Origin of the sequence: Kribbella sancticallisti (genome assembly GCF_039530625.1) — a bacterium.
Lineage (GTDB): Bacteria > Actinomycetota > Actinomycetes > Propionibacteriales > Kribbellaceae > Kribbella > Kribbella sancticallisti.
Genome location: NZ_BAAAOS010000010.1, coordinates 14,386 through 34,089, shown reverse-complemented (window position 1 = coordinate 34,089; position 19,704 = coordinate 14,386). Strand labels below are relative to the sequence as shown.

Annotated in this window: 18 protein-coding genes; 9 read left to right on the top strand and 9 right to left on the bottom strand. The window is 69.1% G+C overall.

Features of this window, described 5'->3' with window-relative positions; all coding sequences use genetic code 11:
• Nucleotide 1: 1 nt before the first annotated feature.
• Together ABD255_RS06525 and ABD255_RS06520 are read right to left on the bottom strand one after the other, a co-directional pair.
• Nucleotides 2-1,720 (bottom strand): right-handed parallel beta-helix repeat-containing protein, encoded by a 1,719-nt coding sequence (locus tag ABD255_RS06525; RefSeq protein WP_344210853.1) that lies wholly within the window; start codon nt 1,718-1,720, stop codon nt 2-4.
• A gap of 285 nt (nt 1,721-2,005) precedes the next feature.
• On the bottom strand, nt 2,006-3,544 hold the full coding sequence (locus tag ABD255_RS06520) for a right-handed parallel beta-helix repeat-containing protein (RefSeq protein WP_344210851.1): 1,539 nt from the start codon (nt 3,542-3,544) through the stop codon (nt 2,006-2,008).
• Nucleotides 3,545-3,806: 262 nt separating this feature from the next.
• On the opposite strand from ABD255_RS06520, the gene ABD255_RS06515 reads away from it, so the two are divergent.
• From ABD255_RS06515 to ABD255_RS06495, 5 genes are all read left to right on the top strand, one after another.
• A complete protein-coding gene (locus tag ABD255_RS06515; RefSeq protein WP_344210849.1) occupies nt 3,807-5,030 on the top strand; it encodes a glycosyltransferase family 4 protein in 1,224 nt (407 codons plus the stop codon).
• 160 nt (nt 5,031-5,190) lie between these two features.
• Nucleotides 5,191-5,622 carry an adenylyltransferase/cytidyltransferase family protein gene (locus ABD255_RS06510; protein ID WP_344210847.1) on the top strand — a complete coding sequence of 144 codons (432 nt, stop codon included), beginning with the start codon at nt 5,191-5,193 and terminating at the stop codon, nt 5,620-5,622.
• Entirely contained in the window at nt 5,619-6,368 is a 750-nt protein-coding gene (locus ABD255_RS06505) for a CDP-alcohol phosphatidyltransferase family protein (protein ID WP_344210845.1), read from the top strand. The genes ABD255_RS06510 and ABD255_RS06505 overlap by 4 nt, the downstream gene beginning before the upstream one ends.
• Entirely contained in the window at nt 6,368-6,784 is a 417-nt protein-coding gene (locus ABD255_RS06500; RefSeq protein ID WP_344210843.1) for an FAD synthase family protein, read from the top strand. Before ABD255_RS06505 ends, ABD255_RS06500 begins: the two co-directional genes overlap by 1 nt.
• Entirely contained in the window at nt 6,784-7,974 is a 1,191-nt protein-coding gene (locus tag ABD255_RS06495) for a glycosyltransferase (RefSeq protein ID WP_344210841.1), read from the top strand. Before ABD255_RS06500 ends, ABD255_RS06495 begins: the two co-directional genes overlap by 1 nt.
• Here ABD255_RS06495 and ABD255_RS06490 read toward each other — a convergent pair.
• The 5 genes from ABD255_RS06490 to ABD255_RS06470 are packed head-to-tail and all read right to left on the bottom strand — an operon-like array spanning nt 7,954 to nt 13,677.
• Nucleotides 7,954-8,757: an enoyl-CoA hydratase/isomerase family protein gene (locus ABD255_RS06490; protein ID WP_344210839.1), complete on the bottom strand. Its 804-nt coding sequence runs from the start codon at nt 8,755-8,757 to the stop codon at nt 7,954-7,956. The two genes, ABD255_RS06495 and ABD255_RS06490, sit on opposite strands and share 21 nt — an antisense overlap.
• Nucleotides 8,754-9,977, bottom strand: coding sequence for an acyl-CoA dehydrogenase family protein (locus ABD255_RS06485; RefSeq protein ID WP_344210838.1), 1,224 nt, complete (start codon nt 9,975-9,977; stop codon nt 8,754-8,756). Before ABD255_RS06485 ends, ABD255_RS06490 begins: the two co-directional genes overlap by 4 nt.
• 37 nt (nt 9,978-10,014) lie before the next feature.
• Complete coding sequence (locus ABD255_RS06480) at nt 10,015-11,052, bottom strand: phosphotransferase family protein (protein WP_344210836.1); 1,038 nt, start codon at nt 11,050-11,052, stop codon at nt 10,015-10,017.
• Nucleotides 11,049-12,707, bottom strand: coding sequence for a long-chain-fatty-acid--CoA ligase (locus ABD255_RS06475; protein WP_344210835.1), 1,659 nt, complete (start codon nt 12,705-12,707; stop codon nt 11,049-11,051). Before ABD255_RS06475 ends, ABD255_RS06480 begins: the two co-directional genes overlap by 4 nt.
• Nucleotides 12,708-12,714: 7 nt before the next feature.
• On the bottom strand, nt 12,715-13,677 hold the full coding sequence (locus tag ABD255_RS06470; RefSeq protein ID WP_344210833.1) for a cyclase family protein: 963 nt from the start codon (nt 13,675-13,677) through the stop codon (nt 12,715-12,717).
• Nucleotides 13,678-13,854: 177 nt separating this feature from the next.
• Here ABD255_RS06470 and ABD255_RS06465 point away from each other — a divergent pair, with 177 nt between their 5' ends.
• Nucleotides 13,855-14,736: a TetR-type transcription factor C-terminal domain-containing protein gene (locus ABD255_RS06465; protein WP_344210831.1), complete on the top strand. Its 882-nt coding sequence runs from the start codon at nt 13,855-13,857 to the stop codon at nt 14,734-14,736.
• Between the two features lie 44 nt (nt 14,737-14,780).
• Here ABD255_RS06465 and nadA read toward each other — a convergent pair whose 3' ends face one another.
• Complete coding sequence (gene nadA / locus ABD255_RS06460; RefSeq protein ID WP_425554386.1) at nt 14,781-15,959, bottom strand: quinolinate synthase NadA; 1,179 nt, start codon at nt 15,957-15,959, stop codon at nt 14,781-14,783.
• A gap of 46 nt (nt 15,960-16,005) precedes the next feature.
• Nucleotides 16,006-16,707, bottom strand: coding sequence for an MBL fold metallo-hydrolase (locus tag ABD255_RS06455; RefSeq protein WP_344210827.1), 702 nt, complete (start codon nt 16,705-16,707; stop codon nt 16,006-16,008).
• 77 nt (nt 16,708-16,784) lie between these two features.
• Between ABD255_RS06455 and ABD255_RS06450 the strand changes: the two genes are divergently transcribed.
• The 3 genes from ABD255_RS06450 (at nt 16,785) to ABD255_RS06440 (ending at nt 19,683) form a co-directional block, all read left to right on the top strand.
• Nucleotides 16,785-18,014: an NAD(P)/FAD-dependent oxidoreductase gene (locus ABD255_RS06450; RefSeq protein WP_344210825.1), complete on the top strand. Its 1,230-nt coding sequence runs from the start codon at nt 16,785-16,787 to the stop codon at nt 18,012-18,014.
• Between the two features lie 26 nt (nt 18,015-18,040).
• Complete coding sequence (locus ABD255_RS06445; protein ID WP_344210823.1) at nt 18,041-19,135, top strand: glycerate kinase family protein; 1,095 nt, start codon at nt 18,041-18,043, stop codon at nt 19,133-19,135.
• Nucleotides 19,136-19,320: 185 nt separating this feature from the next.
• Nucleotides 19,321-19,683 carry a HesB/IscA family protein gene (locus tag ABD255_RS06440; protein WP_344210821.1) on the top strand — a complete coding sequence of 121 codons (363 nt, stop codon included), beginning with the start codon at nt 19,321-19,323 and terminating at the stop codon, nt 19,681-19,683.
• Nucleotides 19,684-19,704 lie beyond the last annotated feature (21 nt).

Sequence of the window (19,704 nt, the reverse complement as noted above, 5' to 3'; positions counted from 1 at the left end):
GTCAGCGGCCGACGGTGAAGTTGCTGTCGGTGTCCAGGCCGGCGGCTTGCCATTCGGTGGCGCTGAACCATTGGCCGAACTTCTGGAAGCGGTCGGCGGTGAGGCTGTCCAGGATGTAGTTGTTGCCCTTGAGGACTACCTCGCCCAGTGGGATCGCGGCGCCGGAGTTCTGGACCATCCCGGTGGCTGTGGTGCCGCCGCGCATGGTCACCTTGTTGCCGGTGACCGTCACGTCGCGGAGCAGGTTCAGGCCCCACGGGCCGGTGCCCCGTGTGCGGGACTGGATGGAGATGCCGTTCACGTTGCCGGCCAGGGTGTTGTTGCGGACCTGGACGTTGGCCGACGTGTTGACGTTGATGCCGCCGCCGTCCCACAGCGAACGACCCGAGCCGCGGCCGGTACCGAGGCCGTTGCCGGTGATGAGGTTGTTCTCGATCACGCCGTTGCGGCCGATCTCGTAGCGGATCCCGTCCGCCGCGTTGTCGATGATCTGGTTGTCGCTGAACAACCGGCCGTCGTCGTACGCGTCGCTCCACAGGCCGACGCCGAGGTTCTGCTTGATCAGGTTGCCGGTGACGGAACCGTTGGTCGACCAGGTGGTCTTGATGCCGCCGGACTCCCAGTCGGCGATCCAGAAGCCGTCGGTGTTGTTGTTGCTGACCTGGTTGCCCTTGATCGTGCCGTTGGTGCTGCTGTACTGCCCGACGCCGAGTTGCCCGTTGTACTGGATCAGGTTCTTCTCCAGCGTGGCGCCGTCGGCGTTGACCAGCATCGCGCCGACCGCGTGGTTCCAGCGGATGTCGTTGGCGAACACCTTCCAGCCGGAGCTGAGCACCACCGCGCCGGCCTGCGGCACACTGGCGAAGTGCTCGATGGTCAGCCCACGGACCGTGACGCCGGGCTGGCTCGACCCGATCGCGGTCGACGTCTTGGACATCTCGACCGCCTGGCCCTGCGGCTGGTCGCCCAGGTAGATCGCGTTCCCGGCGTAGTCGGCGTAGAAGGTGCCGGGGACAACCTTGTCCCGGGTGTTCACCCGCTTCAGGTGCTTGTCGTTGAGGAAGACCTGCTCGCGCAGGAAGCAGATGTTCGCGACGTTGTCCTCGCACTGACCAGTCTGCCCGTACGCCGGGGGCAGGGCTCCCTTGGTGACCCAGTCCCCGTCGGTGGCGGCCCAGTCGGTCAACGGCACGGACCCGGTCAGTACTGCGCCCTGGTCGCTGCCGAGGGTCATGTTCGCCTTTGGGCGGAGCGGCCGGTCGATCCGGTGCACGCCGGCCGCGAAGCAGAACGTCGTACCGGAGACGGCCTGGTCGATCAGGTCGGCGGCGTTCTGGTCCGGGCTGATGGTGGTGCCGTTGCAGGCCGGGGCCTGCGACGGTCCGGCCGGGAAGGCGCCCGGCGCCGGCGTGGTCGGCCGAGGCGTAGGAGTGGGAGTAGACGTCGGCGTAGAGGACGGCGTCGGAGTAGGAGTGGAGCTGACGGTCGGCGTGGTGGGCGGCCTGGTCGGCACCGGCGGCGGCGTGGGCACGCTGACGGTGGGCGTCGACGTCGGGCGCGGCCACGGCTTGCGCGGGTGGTCGCCCGGCAGCACGCCGGTCCCCGGCTTGCGGTCCTCGCCGAAGGCCGAGGCGATGTTGGATCTGGTGCCCGCCACGATTCCGGTGATGGCGACCGCACCGGCTGCCGCCACACAGATGATGGTCACTGACTTCTTCACTGACGACCCTCCGGGGGTTCGGGTACCACTTCTCTGCACCCCCCTGGTGCGGCCTTCCCCAGAAAGACTACTACTTGACGTAGTCGTGGCAATGCGCATTGTCGTTGCGCGTGCCCCCCATTGCCGATCAGACCTCGCTGCGAGCAGGGGAATCGGCGAATCTCTGAGTCAGTTGCCCCAGGCGTGTTTCGGTGTCGTTGCCGGGTGCATCAATTGCGCTGGGTGATTGAGGTTGCGCTCCGTGATGCTTGCCCGGGGCATCGGGCTCGGGAGTCTCGGACCGGCTCAGCTCGTCAGGAAGCTCCCCGCCGTGTCGAGGCCGGCACTGCGCCAGCCGGTGGCGTTCAGCTTGGTGCCGAACTTGGCGAACCGCGGCGCGGCCAGCTTGTCCAGCAGGTACCGGTTGCCGCTGAAGGTCAGCTGGCCGGCCGGCACCTCGGCGCCGGAGTTCTGCACCATGCCGGTGGCCTGGGTGCCGCCGGTCATCCCGACGGTGTTGCCGGTGACGCGCACGTTGCGGAGCAGGTAGCGGCCCCACGGTCCGTCGCCCCGGGTGCGGGACTGGATCGAGATGCCGTTCACGTTGCCGGTCACGACGTTGTTGCGGACCTGCACGTTGGCCGAGGTGTTGACGTTGATGCCGCCGCCGTCCCACAGCGACGAGCCGGAGCCGCGACCGGTGCCGAAGCCGTTGCCGGTGATCGTGTTGCTCTCGATCACCCCGTTGCGGCTGATCTCGAACCGGATGCCGTCGGCGGCGTTGTTCAGGATCTTGTTGGAGCTGATCACCCGTCCGTCGTCGGCCACGTCCGCCCACATCCCGACGCCCTTGTTGGCCCGGATCACGTTGCCGCTGACGGTGCCCGAGGAGCGGGTGGACTTCATCCCGCCGGACTCCCAGTCGGCGATCCAGAAGCCGTCGGTGTTGTTGTACGTGATCACGTTGCGGGTGACGTTCGCCTTGAGCGAGTTGTACTGGCCGAGGCCGAGCTGACCGTTGTGGTGCACCAGGTTGCGCTCGATCCTGGCGCTGTTCGCCTTCACCAGCATCAGGCCGACCGACTTGTTCCAGCGGACCTCGTTCGCCTTCACGGTCCAGGCCGGGCCGGAGACCAGCGCACCGGCCTGCGCCGGGCTGGCGAAGTGCTCGATGGTCAGGCCGCGGACGGTCACGCCCGGCTGGTTCGACTCGATCGCGGTCGGCGTGCTGGACATCTCGACCGAGCGTCCAGCCGGGTTGCTGCCGAGGTAGATCGCGTCCGCCGTGTAGTCGGCGTAGAAGCTGCCCGGCTTGACGGCGGCCAGGGATGCGACCCGCGTCAGGTGGGTGCCGTCAACGAACACCTGCTCCCGCAGGTGGCAGATGTTCGCCTTGTCGTCCTCACACTGCCCGGCCTTCCCGTACGCCGCCGGCAGCGCGCCGCGGCTGACCCAGTACGCGCCCGATTTGCTCCAGCTGGTGAGGGGCACCGAACCGGTCAGAATCGCACGGGCGGAGCTGGCGATCGTCATGTTCGCCTTCGGCCGGATCGTCTGGCTGATCCGGTGCCGACCGGCCGCGAAGCAGACGGTGGAGCCGGCCGGCTGGGAGTTGACCACGGACTGGGCGTTCTGGCCGGGCTTGATCACCACGCCGCTGCAGGGACCGGCCACCGCTGGGCCTGCGTCGCTCTCACCGACGGCCGGTTCGGCGGGCTTGGTCGTGGTCGTGGTCGTCGGCTCGGACTTGGTGGCCGTACTGGTGGGCGTGCTGCTCGCAGATGACGTCGGGCCGGTGGTCGGCGGCTTGGTGGAGACGGTGCCCGGGGCCTGGGTCGGCTTCACGGTCGGGTCGTTGGAGGGGAGGACCGCGGAACCGGACGGGCCGTTCTGGGCCGCATCGCGTGACTTATCGGCGGATGCCGCGTTCTTGTGGTGAGAGATGACGGGGTAAGCGACTGTAACGACAGCCAACGCCACGGCGATAAGGGCTGCGACCAACAACTTCCTCAAAGCACCCTCCGGGTGTATCGGCGCGCGGTCGTTTCGTCCCCAGGTGCGGCCTGACGTACCAGTTGTCACCACCGCGAACACTTAAGGTGATGTCATGCGGGTCGCCATGTTGCACAACCGTTACCGTTCGGGTCAACCCAGTGGTGAGAACACCGTGGTCGATCAAACAGCTGATTTTTTGCGTAGCTCAGGACATGACGTCGACCTGTATGCACAGAACAGCGACGAAATAGCCCAAATGAGCCGGACTGATCGCGCACTGTTACCGTTTCGCTCCGTATGGTCATTCTCGGCCGAACGCGATTTAACCTTCCGATTGCAGAAGCAGCGTCCTGACATCGTTCACGTGCACAACACGTTCCCGCTCTTCAGCCCGTCGGTACTGCGCGCCGCCCATCGGCTGGATCTGCCGGTGGTGGCCACGCTCCACAACTTCCGGCTGATGTGCGCGAACGCCGTCCTGCAACGCGACGGCGGCCCCTGCGAGGACTGCGTCGGCCGGATCGCGTGGCGCGGAGTAGTGCGCGGCTGCTATCGGGACTCGAAGGTGCAGAGCCTGCCGCTGGCGACGGGAATCAGCGTGCACAACGCTCTGCACACCTGGACCCGGTACGTCACCACCCTGGTCGCGCCGTCGGAGTTCGTCCGCTCCCGGTATGTCGCGGGTGGATTCGACCCCGGGCAGATCGTGGTCAAGCCGCACGCGGTGTCGCAGTACGGCGCGGTGCGCAGTGGAGCCGGTGACGCGGTGGTCTTCCTCGGCCGGCTGGCCGAGGACAAGGGGTTCGCGGATCTGCTCCAGGCCTGGGACCCGACGCTGGGGGAGTTGGTGGTGATCGGCGACGGCCCACTCCGGGCCGAGGCCGACGCCCTGGCGCAGCGCGATCCGTCGGTCCGGGTGCTCGGGCAACTGCCCTGGGACCGGTGCATGGAAGTGCTCCGTACCGCGCGCGTCGTCGTGGTTCCGGCGCGTTCCTATGAGACGTTCGGTCTCGTGGTGATCGAGGCGTTCGCACACGGCGTCCCGGTGGTCGCGTCCCGGATCGGGGCGCTGGCGGAACTGGTCGACGACGGCGAGACCGGTGCGCTGACCGAGCCGGGCGACCCCGAAAGTCTGCGGAAGGCCCTCGGGTGGCTCACCGACCCCGCGACTTCGGTAGCCTTCGGCGAGCGAGCCCGGCAGGTGTATCTCGAGCGCTTCACCCCGGAGCGGGACCTGGCGGCCACGGAGAGGATCTACGCCGATGCGATCGCGCGGCACGCGGCCGGCACCCGGACCGGCCGACGCGGCCAGGCACGCGGTGACCGGGGGCGCTAGGTCGTCGATGATTACTCGGTGTAAGGTCTCCGCTGACGTGGGGGGTCACGTCAGTCACTGGTGGGGACCGGTTGTCCGGATGTTCGCCAGGAGTTCAGTTTTCCAGTCGCCCGGGGGGCGCAGGGGCAGGGCCCGCGGGGGCTCGATGGGGGAGTACAGAGTGCCGCAACGCATCGGCTATCTGACCGGGGTCTTCGATCTGTTCCACGTCGGGCATCTCGACGTGCTCGAGCAGGCGAAGCAGCAGTGCGACCGGTTGGTCGTCGGCATCCTGACCGACGACTGGGCCGAGGACGCCTGGGGAGCCCGGCCGTTCGTGCCGATCGTCGAGCGGGCCCAGATCGTCGGGCAGTTGCGCTGCGTCGACGAGGTGGTCGTGGTGGATGGCGTCGCGGAGCCGGACTGGCTGATCGGTGCGCTGGGGGTCGAGACCGTGTTCGCTGCCGGTGGTACCGACGGAGTGCTGGGTCCTGACGAGTTCGACGGGATTCCCGCCGGCCTGGTCAGCGAACTGGCGCCCGGACGCGGTTCCCGCAGCCAGATCCTGCGCGCCGCGATCGACCAGCGGCAGTCGCGCAGTTCCGTCGCATGAGCGGCCGCTCCGTCGGCGACGTGGTCGCCGAACTGTCGAGCGCGCAGAAGCCGTCGGCCGGCACCCCGGCGTACTCGAGGTTCGTCAACCGCCGGATCGGCCGGTATCTGGCCGCCGGCGCGTTCCTGGCCGGCCGTACGCCGAACCAGGTCAGCTTGAGCAGCGGGTTCTGCTCGCTGGTCGGGATCGTGCTGATCGCCACCGTCGAACCGAGCCTGCCGCTGGCGTTGGCCGTGACCGCCCTGCTGGTGCTGGGCTACGCGCTCGACTCCGCCGACGGGCAGCTCGCCAGGCTCCGCGGCGGCGGCTCGCCGCTGGGGGAGTGGCTCGACCACATGATCGACTGCGTGAAGATCGTCCTGCTGCACAGCGCGGTACTGATCTCGCTCTACCGCTTCGATGCCTTCAGCAACGAACTGGTGCTGCTCGTCCCGCTGGCCTACCTGTGCGTGTCCGCGGTGATGTTCTTCGGCCTGATCCTGATCGACCAGTTGCGTCGCCGGCACGGTGGCGCGAAGGGCAACGTCCGTGGTGACTCCGTGCTGAAGTCGTTGCTGATCGCACCGAGCGACTACGGCGTACTGTGCCTGGTCTTCCTCACCTTCGGCCGGCCGACCGTCTTCACCACCCTGTACGGCGCGTTGCTGGCGGCGAATCTGCTGTTCCTGCTGGCCGCGATCGTCAAGTGGTACAAGGAGATGGCCACCCTGCAGCCGGCCGCGCGGGCGGCGGAGGTGAACAGCTGATGGGCGTGATCGGCTACGCCCCCGGCGTGTACGACATGTTCCACATCGGCCACCTCAACATCCTGCGCCGGGCCAGCGAGCACTGCGACTTCCTGATCGCCGGCGTCGTCGAGGACGACGTGGTGACCCGGATCAAGGGCCGGCCGCCGGTGGTTCCGCACGACGAGCGGATGGAGGTCGTCCAGGCCATCGGGCTGGTCGACCAGGTGGTCAGTGACTGGTCCAGCGACAAGTTCGAGATGTGGAAGCAACTGCGCTACGACGTGCTCTTCAAGGGTGACGACTGGAAGGGTACGGAGAAGGGTCTGCGGCTGGAGAAGCTGCTCGGCGAGGTCGGTGCCAGCGTGCACTACTTCCCGTACACCGCCTCCACCTCCAGCACGGACCTGCGCCGGCTGCTGGAGGGCACAAGCTGATGTCGAGCCGGCCGAAGATCCTGGTCAGCGCCTACGCGTGCCGGCCGAACGGCGGGTCCGAGCCGGGGGCCGGCTGGGCCTGGGCCAAGGCCGCTGCCCGCGATCACGACGTCTGGCTGCTGACCCGCGGCAAGTTCGCGCACGAGATCGCCGAGGAACTGGCGATCCGGCCGATCCCTTCGCTGACGGTGGTCCCGCTGGAACTGCCGAACTGGCTGTTCAAGCTCCGGCGCCGGCCCGCGGACGTGTACTGGTACTACCCGCTCTGGCAGCGATTGGCCGGCCGTACTGCGCAGCGCCTGCACGCCGAGCACTCCTTCGACGTCATCCACCACCTGACCTTCGCCGTGGACTGGATGCCGGCCGGGGTGGTGCAGGAGTCGTCGGCCAAGGTGATCTGGGGACCGGTCGGTGGTTCGACCACGGCACCGTTGTCGATGGCGCACTGGCTCGGCTCGCGCGGCATGCTGACCGAACTCGTACGCCGCGGCTACACCGGCCTGTGCCGCAAGCTGGTCGGGCGAAAGCTTGCCCAGAGCGCCGATCTGGTGGTTGCCCAGAACAAGGACGTCGCCGAGTACTTCGCCCGGTACGCGCGCGAGGTCGTCGTCCAGCCGAACGTCGCGATCAGCCGCTTCGCCACCGCGTGCGGCCCGCGCGAACCGTACGGCGCCGCCGGCACCAAGACCGCGCTGTTCGTCGGCCGGCTGATCCCGTGGAAAGGGGTGCTGATGGCAATCAGCGTCCTGGCCCGCCCGGAAGCCGCGAACTGGGAGCTCCGCGTGATCGGCGACGGCCCCGACTGGCGCCGCGCCGAACGCCTCGCGGAGGAACTCGGCGTCCGGGACCGGGTCGAGTTCGCCGGCCAGCTCCCGCGTGAGGAAGTCCTCACCGCCCTCCTCCGCGCCGACGCCCTCCTCGCCCCAGCTCTGCGCGAAGCCGCCGGCTGGGCAGTAGCCGAGGCCCTGGCCAGCGGCTGCCCCGTCGTCTGCGTCGACCGAGGCGGCCCCGCCGTCATCGTCGCCCCCGAAGACGGCGCCGTCGTCCCCTGGCAAGGCGACGTAGTAGGCGAACTGGCCAAAGGCCTGGCCTCCATCAACACCCGCATCGACCCAGTGAACCGCTGGGCCCCCGACCGGATCCCCGACCTACTCGCCACCTGGTACGCCTCAACCCGCGTCTCCCGCTGACGAGCCACCAGCACTCGGGAAGCGCGGTCGGCGCTTGTCGAGGAACGCTGCGATCCCTTCCTGTGCGTCGGCGCTACCGACCGCGGCGCGGATCGTGAGTGCCTCGCGGCGCATCACCCAGGCCGGGTCCGGGGAGGAAGCGCAGCGGAGTAGCCGTTTGGCCACCACCTGAGCGGTCCGCGAGCCGGTCAGCAGCGTGCCGACCACCCGTTCCACGGCGGCTGGGAGCTCGTCGTCGGGATGTACCTCGGCGACGAGGCCGGCGGTCATCGCCTCCTCCGCGGTGAGCAGCGGGTTGAGCAGCGCGAGATAGAGAGCCCTGTGCAGCCCGAGCGATGCGGAGAGCAGGCTGGTTCCGCCGTCCGGCGAGAGACCGACCTTGGTGTAGGCGATCGAGAACCTGGCCGAGTGCGCTGCCAGTACGACGTCCGCCGCTGCCGCCAGCGCGACGCCGGCACCAGCCGCGACACCGGTGACGACGGACACAACGACCGCCTCGAGGTTGTGCAACTCGGTGATCGCCCGGTGCAGTGTCTCGGCCAGGTCCTCGACGTACTGCTCGCGATCGTCGGCGGCGGCGATCGCGACGAGGTCGCCGCCGACACTGAACGCGTCGCCGTCGGCCGCGAGCACCACGACCCGGACGTCGTCGGCGCGGGCCCGGCGCACCGACCGTCCGAGCTCGTCCAAGGTGGCCAGGTCGAGCGAGTTCCGCCGGTCGGGACGGGCCAACGTGATGTACGCCGCTCCGCCCGCGCCGCGGTACCGGATCCGGCTGGTCATAGCGGCAGCACCGGCGTACGGGCCAACTCGGCTCTGGCCAGCGACTGCAGGTGCACCTCGTCCGGACCGTCGAACAATCGCATGGCCCGGTGCCAGCCGTACATCGCCGCCAACGGAGTCGCGTCGGACAGCCCGGCTCCGCCGTGCACCTGGATGGCCCGGTCGATGACCGCCGCGGCGGCGCGCGGCGCGGCGACCTTCGCCATCGCCACCAGGTGCCGGGCGGCCTTGTTGCCCGCCGTGTCGATGACGTGGCACGCCTGGTGGCAGAGCAAGCGAGCCTGATCGATCGCCAGCCGGGATTCGGCGATCTGCTGCTGGACAACACCCTGCTCGGCCAGCGGTACTCCGAACGCCACCCGTCGCCGCGCCCGGTCGCACAGCATCGCCAATGCTCGCTCGGCAGCCCCGAGCGCGCGCAGACAGTGGTGGATACGTCCCGGTCCGAGCCGGGCCTGTGCCGCGGCGAACCCGCCGCCCTCCTCACCCAGCACGTTGGCAACCGGGACGCGGACGCCGTCGAGCCGCAGCTCGACATGCCCGTGCTGGTCGTGGCGCCCGAAGATCGGCAGGTCACGGACGACCGTGACGCCGGGGGTGGCCATCGGCACGATCACCATCGTCTGCCGTCGGTGTACCGGCGCGGCCGGATCCGTCCGGCCCATCACGATCAGCACCGCGCAGCGCGGATCGGCCGCGCCAGTGACCCACCATTTGCGCCCGGTGATGACGTACTCGTCGCCGTCCCGCTCGATCCGGGTGGCGATGTTGGTCGCGTCGCTGCTCGCCACCTCCGGCTCGGTCATCGCGAAGGCCGACCGGATCCGGCCGGCGAGCAGTGGCTCCAGCCACGCGCAGCGTTGCTCCGGCGTGCCCAGCAGGTGCAGCAGTTCCATGTTGCCGGTGTCCGGCGCCTGCCCGTTGATCGCCTCCGGCGCCAGGTCGTGACTCCAGCCGGACAGTTCCGCGATCGGCGCGTACTCGAGCTGCGTCAGCCCGGACTCGGCCGGCAGGAACAGATTCCACAGGCCAATCGACTGCGCCCGCAGTTTCAGCTCCTCGACCACCGGCGGGACGGTGTGATCAGCGGGCCCGGCCGCGGCGCGGTAGGCCTCGTACAGCGGTTCCGCGGGCAGTACATGCTCGTGCAGGAACACGGCCATGCGGTCCGTCAGCTCCTGCGCTCGCAGTGAGACGTCCACCCCTGCGATCGTCGACATCTGGTCTTCTCCTCCGAATCGAACGCGTGTCGCCGGCTCAGCCGTCGAGGGCCCGATGGCCGCGGTCCACCAGCGGCGCGACCAGTTCGGCCAGCCGGTCGAAGCCGGCGCCGACGGTGTGTCCCCGCAGGTCGCGGAAATGGATGCTCTCGAAGATCGCGGCCAGCTTGTAGTACGCGAATCCCAGGTACCAAGGCATGTTGCCGAAGGCAACAGGGTGGCCGGCGGCGTACCGCTCGAGCAGCCGGCTGCCGGAGGGGAAGGCGGGCCACTCGCCCGGTACCGCGGCCACCGGACTGTTCATCCCGGCGATGCCGTCCCACCAGACGAGCATCGAGGCGAGATCGGTGAGCGGATCACCGATCGTCGCCATCTCCCAGTCGAGCACGGCGCGGATCCGGGGGACGCCGGCTCGTTCCTCGACGACCACGTTGTCGAGCCGGTAGTCGCCGTGCACCACGGCAGTACGGGACGACCGCGGTACGTCCTGCGCGAGTCTCTCGCCCAGGCGGTCGATGCCGGGGATGTCCCGGGACCGCGAGGCGGCGAGTTGCTTCCCCCAGCGCCGGACCTGCCGCTCGAGGTAGCCGTCCGCCCGGCCCAGTTCGGACAGACCCACGCGAGCCGGATCGACCTCGTGCAACACCCCGAGCGTGTCGACGAGCGCGTCCGCGAGGGACTGCGCGGTCCTGGGCGACAGGTAACGCAGCTGGTCAGCGGTGCGATAGACCGTGCCTTCGGCGTACTCCATCAGGTAGAACGGCGCTCCGATCACGCTGACATCGGCGCAGAGCAGGAACGGCTGTGGAACCGGCACCGGCGTCGGCGCCAGCGCGGACAGGACCCGGTACTCGCGGCCCATGTCGTGTGCGGTCTCGAGCACGTGCCCCAGCGGCGGCCGCCGAAGTACCCAGCGTCGGTCGCCGTCGTCGAGCAGATAGGTCAGGTTCGACCGTCCGCCCGCGATCAGCTCGGCCGACAACTCGCCGCTCAGCCCGCCCGGCAGCCGTTCCGCCAAATAGACGCGCAGGGCAACGAGATCGAGACCGGCCAGGGTGCCGGCGGTGTCCGTCACCCCGACCGCTTCCGCAGCTCGCGCCGCAGGATCTTGCCGGTCACCGTTTTCGGCAGCTCGTCGATGAGCTGGACGCCGCGCGGATACTTGTACGCCGCGAGCCGCTCCTTGCAGTGGGCGATCAGGTCGTCCGGGGTCGCGGTCGTCCCGGGTTTCAGGCTGACGAACGCCTTGACGGTCTCACCCCGGTACTCGTCCGGTACGCCGATGACGGCGGCCTCGCGTACCGCCGGGTGCTCGTACAGCACGTCCTCCACCTCTCTCGGCCAGACCTTGTACCCGGACGCGTTGATCAGGTCCTTCTTGCGGTCGACGATGTAGAACCAGCCGTCTGCGTCCATGTACCCGACATCACCGGTGCGCAACTGCCGGCCGGGCAGCGCATGCGCGGTCTCGTCGGGTTTGTTCCAGTAGCCGAGCACCACCTGGGGCCCCGACGTCACGATCTCACCGATCTCCCCGGCCGGAAGATCGTTGCCGTTGTCATCCTGGATGCGCACCATCGTTCCGGGGGCGGGCACACCGACCGACAGCGCGCCGCTGGCCGGGTCCACCGGCGCCGCCACCCGCGGCGGTACGAGGTGCGAGGGCGAGGTCGTCTCCGTCAGTCCGTAGACGTTGTGCACGTAGATGCCGAAGGAGTCCTGGAAGCTCCGTGCGGTGCTGGGGGCGATCGGTGCACCGCCGGAGTAGACCGTCCTCAGCGACGCGAGATCCGCACGCGTCACGCCCGGGGTGTTCGACAGCGCGATGAACACGGTGATGGCGCCGACCGTGAACGTCGTCCGGTGCTCACGGATCGCGTCGAGCACGACTCCCGGCTCGAACCGATAGGCCAGCACCAGCGGCGCGGGGATCAGCAGGGAGACCGCGATGTGGGCGATCAGCCCGGTGATGTGGAACAGCGGCGCGACGCCGAGGACCGTGTCGTCCGGGCCCAGCCGGCACCAGTCGCGGTACACCTGCGCGTTGTAGGTCACGTTCCCGTGCGTGTTCATCGCGCCCTTGGGCGTACCGGTGGTGCCGGAGGTGTAGGTCAGGAAAGCCACGTCGTCGACGTCGTACGACACCGGCTCCGGCCGGCCGCCGCTGTGCGCGTCGATGAGCTCGACGAAGTCGGAGGTGCCCTCGTGCCGGGTGCGTTCGATGCCCTTGAAGACCCGCTCGTCGTCCCGGCTCTGGTAGGCCAGTTCGCTGGTGGTGACCACGAATCTCACATCGGTGTCGGCGACGACGTCGCGCGCGACCGCGGAGTACAGGCCCTCCAGGCACAGCAGCACGGTGGCGCCGGAGTCCGCCAGCAGATAGGACAGCTCGCGCTGCTTGCTCATCGGGTTGACCGGTACGACGATGCCGCCCGCCTTCCAGGCCGCCAGCAACGCGATCACGAACTGCGGCACGTTCTGCAGGTACAGCGCGATCCGGTCGCCGCGGCCGAACCCGTTCGCCTGCAGGGCGACGGCGAACGCGTCGGACAGTTCGTCGAGATCGCGCAAGGTGAGGACGCCGTCGAAGTACTTGACCGCCACCGTGTCCGGGCGGCCGGCGACCGACGCGCGGAACATCGCCAGGGCGTCGGTGAACTCGGGGTCGAGGTCGACCGCCTGGCCGTCGGCGTACCGGCCGAGCCAGGGGCGGTCGTCGTAGCTGTTCATGCCGCGCCTACTTGATGACGACCGGGTTGACCGGGGCGCCCGTGCCGTTCACGACCTTGAGCGGCGCGGCGGTGTACATGAAGTCCCACTGGCCGTCCTCGGCGCAGTCGCCGGCCAGCTTGTCGAGATCGCAGATCTCGGTGAACGTGATGCCGAGGTTGCGCATCAGCGCACAGTGCAGCGGCAACGCCACGCCGCTCTCGGGGTCGATGGTCACCTCGTTGGCGATCGTGTCGGTGACCAGGTTCGGCACCTCCAGTTCGTGGAACCACTGGACGAGTTCCGGGGAGTAGGTCAGGCCGGGTTCGTTGAAGCCGTCGTAGAAGGCTTCCTTGCCGAGTTGGTGGAAGAGGTTCAGGAAGCCGGTCCTGATCACCAGGATGTCGCGCGGCCGGATCTCCACACCCTGGGCGCCGGCGCAGGCGAGCAGATCCTCGTGGGTGAAGGTCTCGCCCTTGCCCAGAGTCTCCATGCCGCGGTGCCGGGCGATGTCCAGCAGTACGCCGCGGCCGACGACGCCCTTCTCCGCGATCGGCTGCACGCTGGCCTTGGCCATCCCGCCGATCGTGCTGGTGGCGTCGAACCCGTTCCAGATCTGACCGTCGTACCAGACGTGACCGAGGGCGTCGTACTGCGTGGAGCCCTGGAGGAACGCGGACATCGCGTCGTCGGCGTAGTGCAGACCACCGGGGAAGGTCGGTCCCTTGTCGGCGAGCCAGTGGCTCTCGTCGAGCAGCATGTACCGCTCGGAGCCGCGACGGCCGGGCCAGACCGGATCCCCGGCCGGGTTGCCCATCGGCATCTGCAGGGTGAAGACCTTTCCTGACCGGACCAAGGTGGCGGCGGCGAGGGCCTCCGCCGGGCCGAGGTAGTTGAGCGCACCGACCTCGTCGTCCGAACCCCACTTGCCCCAGTTCTTCGGCGAGTCCTTGAGCAGGTCGCCGACGTACGGCGCGGTTGTCTCAGTCATCCTGACCTCCGGTGTCGTAGCTACCGAGCGAGCGATCGGTCTGTGATGAACAACCTTGCGGACATCATCTGAGGCTGTCAAGATCCGGGCGGCCGTGTCCTCGCCGGGATGCGGGGCTCAGGGTGGGGAGCAACGTAGAGTGTTCAGCCATGAGTAACACCGAGCGATCCGGCGCGCGTGTCTGAACAGCCCGCGACCGATACCGACCCCCGGGCCACGATCGGCCGCCGGGTCCGCCAGTTGCGGATGGCGCGCGGCGTCAGCCTCCGGCGGCTGGCGGGCGACCTTGCTGTCAGCCCGGCGACGCTGAGCGCTGTGGAGAACGGGCGGACGGGCGTCGATGCCGTCCGGTTGGCGCAGATCGCCGGGTTGCTCGACGTCCCGGTCGAGCAGTTGTTCCCCGCCCCGCCCACGGACGGGCCCAAGCGCTCCACCCGTGGCGCGGTGGGAACGGTTGCCGTCGGCGACGACTGGCGGCGGTTCCCGCCGATCGAGCTGGACGCGCCGCTGGCGGCTGCGCTCGCGGCCTTCCTCGAGGTCGGGTACCACGGCGCGACCATCCGGGACATCGCGCAGCGGGCCGGTCTGTCAGTGCCCGGCGTCTATCACCACTACGCCAGCAAGCAGGAGATGCTGGTCGCGATCCTCGACCTGACGATGGAGGACCTCCAGGCCCGGATGCGCGCGGCGCGGACCGAGGGAGCGGATCCGGTCGAGAGATTCGCCTTGCTGGTCGAGTGTCTGGCGCTGTTCCACACCCACCGGCGCGAGCTCGGGTTCGTCGGAGCCAGCGAGATGCGCAGCCTGGAACCGGTGGCGCACGAGCGGGTCGCGGCGTCCCGGCGTGCCGTCCAGCGCATGGTCGACCTCGAGGTCGAGCACGCGACCCGGGACGGTTCGTTCACGACCCCGCACGCACACGAAGCCTCTCGGGCGGTGGTCACGATGTGTACCGCGCTGTCCCAGTGGTTCCAGACCGGCGGCCCGGCCAGCGCCGAGGAGGTCGCCCGCCTGTACGTCGACCTCGCCCTCAACCTCGTCGGCCGCTCCCGTACCTGAGCCCCGCGTGCGCGGAAGCGCCGCGGGGCACAGGCGCCGACGTACTAGTCGCGGGTCTTGCCGGGGAGGGCGAGCATGCGGTCGAGGGCGATCTTGGCGTACTGCTCGGTCTCGGGGTCGACCTTGATCGGGTTGACGACGGTGCCGGCGACGAGGTTCTCCAGGGCCCAGACGAAGTGGGGGAGGTCGATGCGGTTCATCGTGGCGCAGTAGCAGACCGTCTTGTCGAGGAAGACGATGTTCTTGTCGGTGTGCTGCTTGGCCAGGCGCTGGACCAGGTTGAGCTCGGTGCCGACGGCCCACGACGTACCGGGCTCGGCTGCCTCGAGGGTGTTGATGATGTACTCCGTCGAGCCGACCAGGTCCGCCTTGAGGACGACCTCGTGCTGGCACTCGGGGTGGACGATCACGTTGACGCCGGGGACACGGGAGCGGACGTCGTCGACCGCGGCAGCGGTGAACCGGCCGTGGACCGAGCAGTGGCCGCGCCACAGGATCATCTTCGCGTCGGCGAGTTGCTCCGGGGTCAGGCCGCCGCCCGGCTTGTGCGGGTCGTACACGACGCACTCGTCCAGGCTGATGCCCATCTTCTGAACCGCGGTGTTGCGGCCGAGGTGCTGGTCGGGGAGGAAGAGCACCTTCTCGCCCTGCTGAAAGGCCCAGTCGAGAGCGACGTCGGCGTTGCTAGACGTACAGACGGCGCCGCCGTTGCGGCCGCAGAACGCCTTGATGTCGGCGCTGGAGTTCATGTAGGTGACCGGCACGGTGACATCGGCGACGCCGGCGTCGGCCAGCGCGTCCCAGGCCGCCTCGACCTGCTGGATCCGGGCCATGTCGGCCATCGAGCAACCGGCCGCGAGGTCCGGCAGGATCACCGTCTGGTTCTCGTTGGTGAGGATGTCGGCGGACTCGGCCATGAAGTGCACGCCGCAGAACACGATGTACGGCGCGTCCGGGCGGGCCGCCGCGTCGCGGGCGAGCTTGAACGAGTCACCGGTCACGTCGGCGAACTGGATCACCTCGTCGCGCTGGTAGTGGTGACCGAGCACGAACACCTGGTCACCGAGCGCCGCCTTCGCCTTCAGGGCGCGCTCGACCAGGTTCGGGTCGGAGGCCGGCGGGAGGGCGCCCGGGCACTCCACCCCGCGTTCGGAGTGCGGATCGGTGTCCCGGCCCAGGAAGAGCAACGGGAGTGATTTCGAACCCTCTGCGATGGTCGTCACGTCAACCATCGTGCCACGCCCGACCTGCCCGGCCGCATGGTGCACGTCACTGCTCAGAATGCGAAATCATCGCGAGTTCTCGCAGCCGGGCCGTGCCGCCGGACCGGACCGGCTCACCGTGACCGAAACACAGCATCCCGGCGTCGAAGCCGGCCAGCCGGCTGAGTGAGTGGGTGGCCGCCGTCCGGTCCTGGTTGAAGACGCCGAGGATGAGCTGACCCTCGTACTCCGCCACCGCGTCTCCGGTGAAGAGGACGCCGTACCGGGGGAGGTGGAGGGCGATGCTGCCCGCGGTGTGCCCGGGGATCGAGATCACGTGCGCGCCGCCGCCGAAGTCGAGGATGTCGCCGTCACTCACCTCCTGGTCCACTGCGACCGGTGGGGCGCCGAGATGCCCGTCGACGAGGGCGAACAGCGGCCGCTCCCAGTCGAGGAGCACGGGAGGCGGCACCGGCAGGATTCCCTCGACCAGCGGAGCGTCGTTCCGATGGACCAGCAGCGGTGCGTCACTCCACTCCCTGATCTCCGCGGCGGATCCGGCGTGATCGCCGTGCGCGTGGGTGAGCACGATGCGGCGAAGGTCCCGGTGATGGTGGCCGAGGTCTTCGATGGCCAGTCTGATCGCTTCGCCGGCGCCGACCGGACCGGTGTCGATCAGGGTCAGTCCGTCCGCGTCCTGCCAGAGGTAGGCCTGACCGACGGGGAAGCGCAGCAGGTGCAGCTCCGGCCTGAGTTCCACAAGCTCCATGTGTTCGAGGCTAGGCCGGGACACGCCTCCAGACAGCGCGATCTGCTCGTAGCAGACGACTGTGGAAACATCGGGGAATGACTGACGTGGTCGTGGTCGGGGCAGGGCTCGCCGGGCTCAACTGGGCCGTCGGGCTGCAGGAGAAGGGCCTCGCCGTCACGGTCCTCGAAGCGGCCGATGAGGTCGGTGGGCGAGTCCGGACCGAACTGGTCGACGGCTTCCGGTGCGACCGGGGATTTCAGTTGCTCAACCCCTCCTATCCGGCCGCCCGACGGTACTTCGACCTACCGGCCCTTGACCTGCGGTACTTCGCCGCCGGTGTGGCCGTCGCAGGAGCCGCCGGTACTGCGACCGTCGCCGACCCCCGGCGCGAACCCGGACTGATCAGGCGTTCGCTCCTCAGCGGATACGTCCGCCCTGTAGAGCTTGCCCGACTGGCAGCCTGGGCAGCACCTGCACTCGGCTCCGTGCCACGCCTGCTCCACGGCCCCGACGTACCGCTGGCTGAGTCGTTGGATCGAGCCGGCGTCGACGGACGACTGCGCCACGAGATCCTCGAACCGTTCCTGGCCGGAGTGCTTGCCTCTGACGACGGCTCCACCTCGGCTGCTTTCGTGCGGTTGCTGCTGCGCGCCTTCCTCCTCGGTACTCCGGGCCTGCCGGCCGACGGGATGAATGCGCTACCTCGGCAACTGGCGGCACGACTGGCCGAGCCCGTGCGTACCGGCGTACGGGTGGTTTCGGTCAGCGGGACCTCGGTCAAGACCACGGACGGCGAACTCGCCGCGAAGGCGGTCGTGGTCGCGACCAACCCATCAGTCGGACTCGTCCGCGTTCGGGCGCCGCGGATGAAGGGTCTGAGCACCTACTGGTTCGCCGCCGACGAGCCACCGAGAACCGACAAGCTCCTGGTAGTCGACGGTCGCCGAGACGGTCCCATCGTCAACACAGCGGTCATCTCCAACGTAGCGCCGTCCTACGCGCCACCCGGCCGCCACCTGATCCAAGCGACCACCCTCTGGCCGACGAGTGCCGTCGAGAGCGAGGTCCGGATCCAGCTGACTCGCCTTTATGGCCGCTCAGCCGGAGCCTGGAACCTCATCACCCGCCACGACATCCGCGAGGCCCTCCCCGAACAACCCGCCCCACTCGTCGCCCGCCAGCCCGTCTCCCTCGGCGACAACCTCTTCATCGCCGGCGACCACCGCGACACGGCTTCCATCCAGGGCGCCTTGGTCTCCGGCCGCCGCGCGGCCAACGCCGTCGCCGCTACCTGTCCGGGAGGTGGTTCCGGTGCAGCGCGGTGAGGAGCGGGTAGGGGAGGATGTCGGCTATGCGCGTGCTGATTGCTCCGGACAAGTTTGCTGGGACGTTGACTGCGGTCGAGGCCGCGGCTGCCATCGAGGAAGGGTGGCGGCGGCGGGATCCGCAGGCCGAAGTACTGGTGGCGCCGATGGCGGATGGCGGGCCCGGGTTCATCGACGTACTGGCGGCTGTTGTCGATGGCACCTTGTTGTCCGTGACGGTGCGTGGTCCGCTCGGCGACGAGGTTCCCGCGACCGTGCTCGTGGCGGGGGAGACGGCGTATATCGAGACCGCTCAGGCCTGTGGGCTGCACCTGGTCGAGCCGGCTGACCGGCGGCCGGAGGACGCGAGCACGTACGGCGTGGGTCAGTTGATCGCCGCGGCGGTGGACGCCGGTGCCAAGCGGATCATCCTCGGCCTCGGCGGGTCCGGCACGAACGATGCCGGCGCGGGACTGCTGGCCGCGCTGGGTGCGACCGCGGCCGGTGGTGAGCTGGACAAAGGCGCCACGGGGCTGGCCGAGTTGACCGAGGTGGACCTCGAGCCGGCCAGGAGCCGGCTGGCCGGGATCGAGTTCGTGGCCGCCAGCGACGTCGAGAACCCGATGCTCGGGCTGCGGGGTGCGACCAACATCTTCGGCACCCAGAAGGGCATCACCGACGACCGGAAGCCCGCGGTCGACGGGTACCTGACCAAGTTCGCGGAGCTCGCCGGGCGCAAGACGGCCGACCAGAAGGGCGCGGGCGCGGCCGGCGGACTCGGCTACGCGCTGTTGCTGCTCGGCGCCGAGCGGGTGTCCGGGATCGACCTGGTGGCGTCGCTGACCGGGTTGGAGGCGAAGGCCGGGCAAGTGGATTTGGTACTGACCGGCGAGGGCGCGTTCGACTTCCAGTCCCGCGACGGCAAGGTGATCTCGGGCGTCGCGAAGGTGGCGAACGACGCGATGCGGCCGTGCGTCGTCCTGGCCGGGAAGGTGCAGATCGGGGCCCGGGAGATGCGCACGATGGGCGTCGAGTCGGCGTATTCGCTGGTCGACGCGGTCGGCGAGGAGCAGGCGTTCGCCGACCCGCACGGCTCGCTGGCGGCCGTCGCCGAGCGGGTCGCCCGGACCTGGGCGCGCTGAGCGTACGGCGTACGCGGTACCGGCCCGGGTTCAGCCGGTGAGCCGCCTGCTTGATCCCCGAAATTGGTGTGCGACCATGGGAATGGTTCGGGATCGACTGCTGTTGACCCGGATGACAGCGGACTTTCCGCGCGCGGCCGCCTGCCCATAGCGACCGAGCGCTCAAGAGATGACTGGAGTCAGGAATGACTGAAGCGCAGACCGAGCAGGCCGCAACTACGGCCAGTGGCATCCTGTTGACCGACGGGGCTGCTGCCAAGGTGAAGGCGCTGCTGGACCAGGAAGGTCGCGACGACCTCGCGCTGCGCGTCGCCGTGCAGCCGGGCGGTTGCTCCGGCCTGCGGTACCAGCTGTTCTTCGACGAGCGTCAGCTCGACGGTGACGTGGTGGCCGACTTCGGTGGCGTCAGCGTTGTGACCGACCGGATGAGCGCGCCGTACCTCAAGGGTGCGTCGATCGACTTCGTGGACTCGATCGAGAAGCAGGGCTTCACGATCGACAACCCGAACGCGACCGGCTCCTGCGCCTGCGGCGACTCGTTCAACTGAGCAAACCCGAAGCCCCGCTCA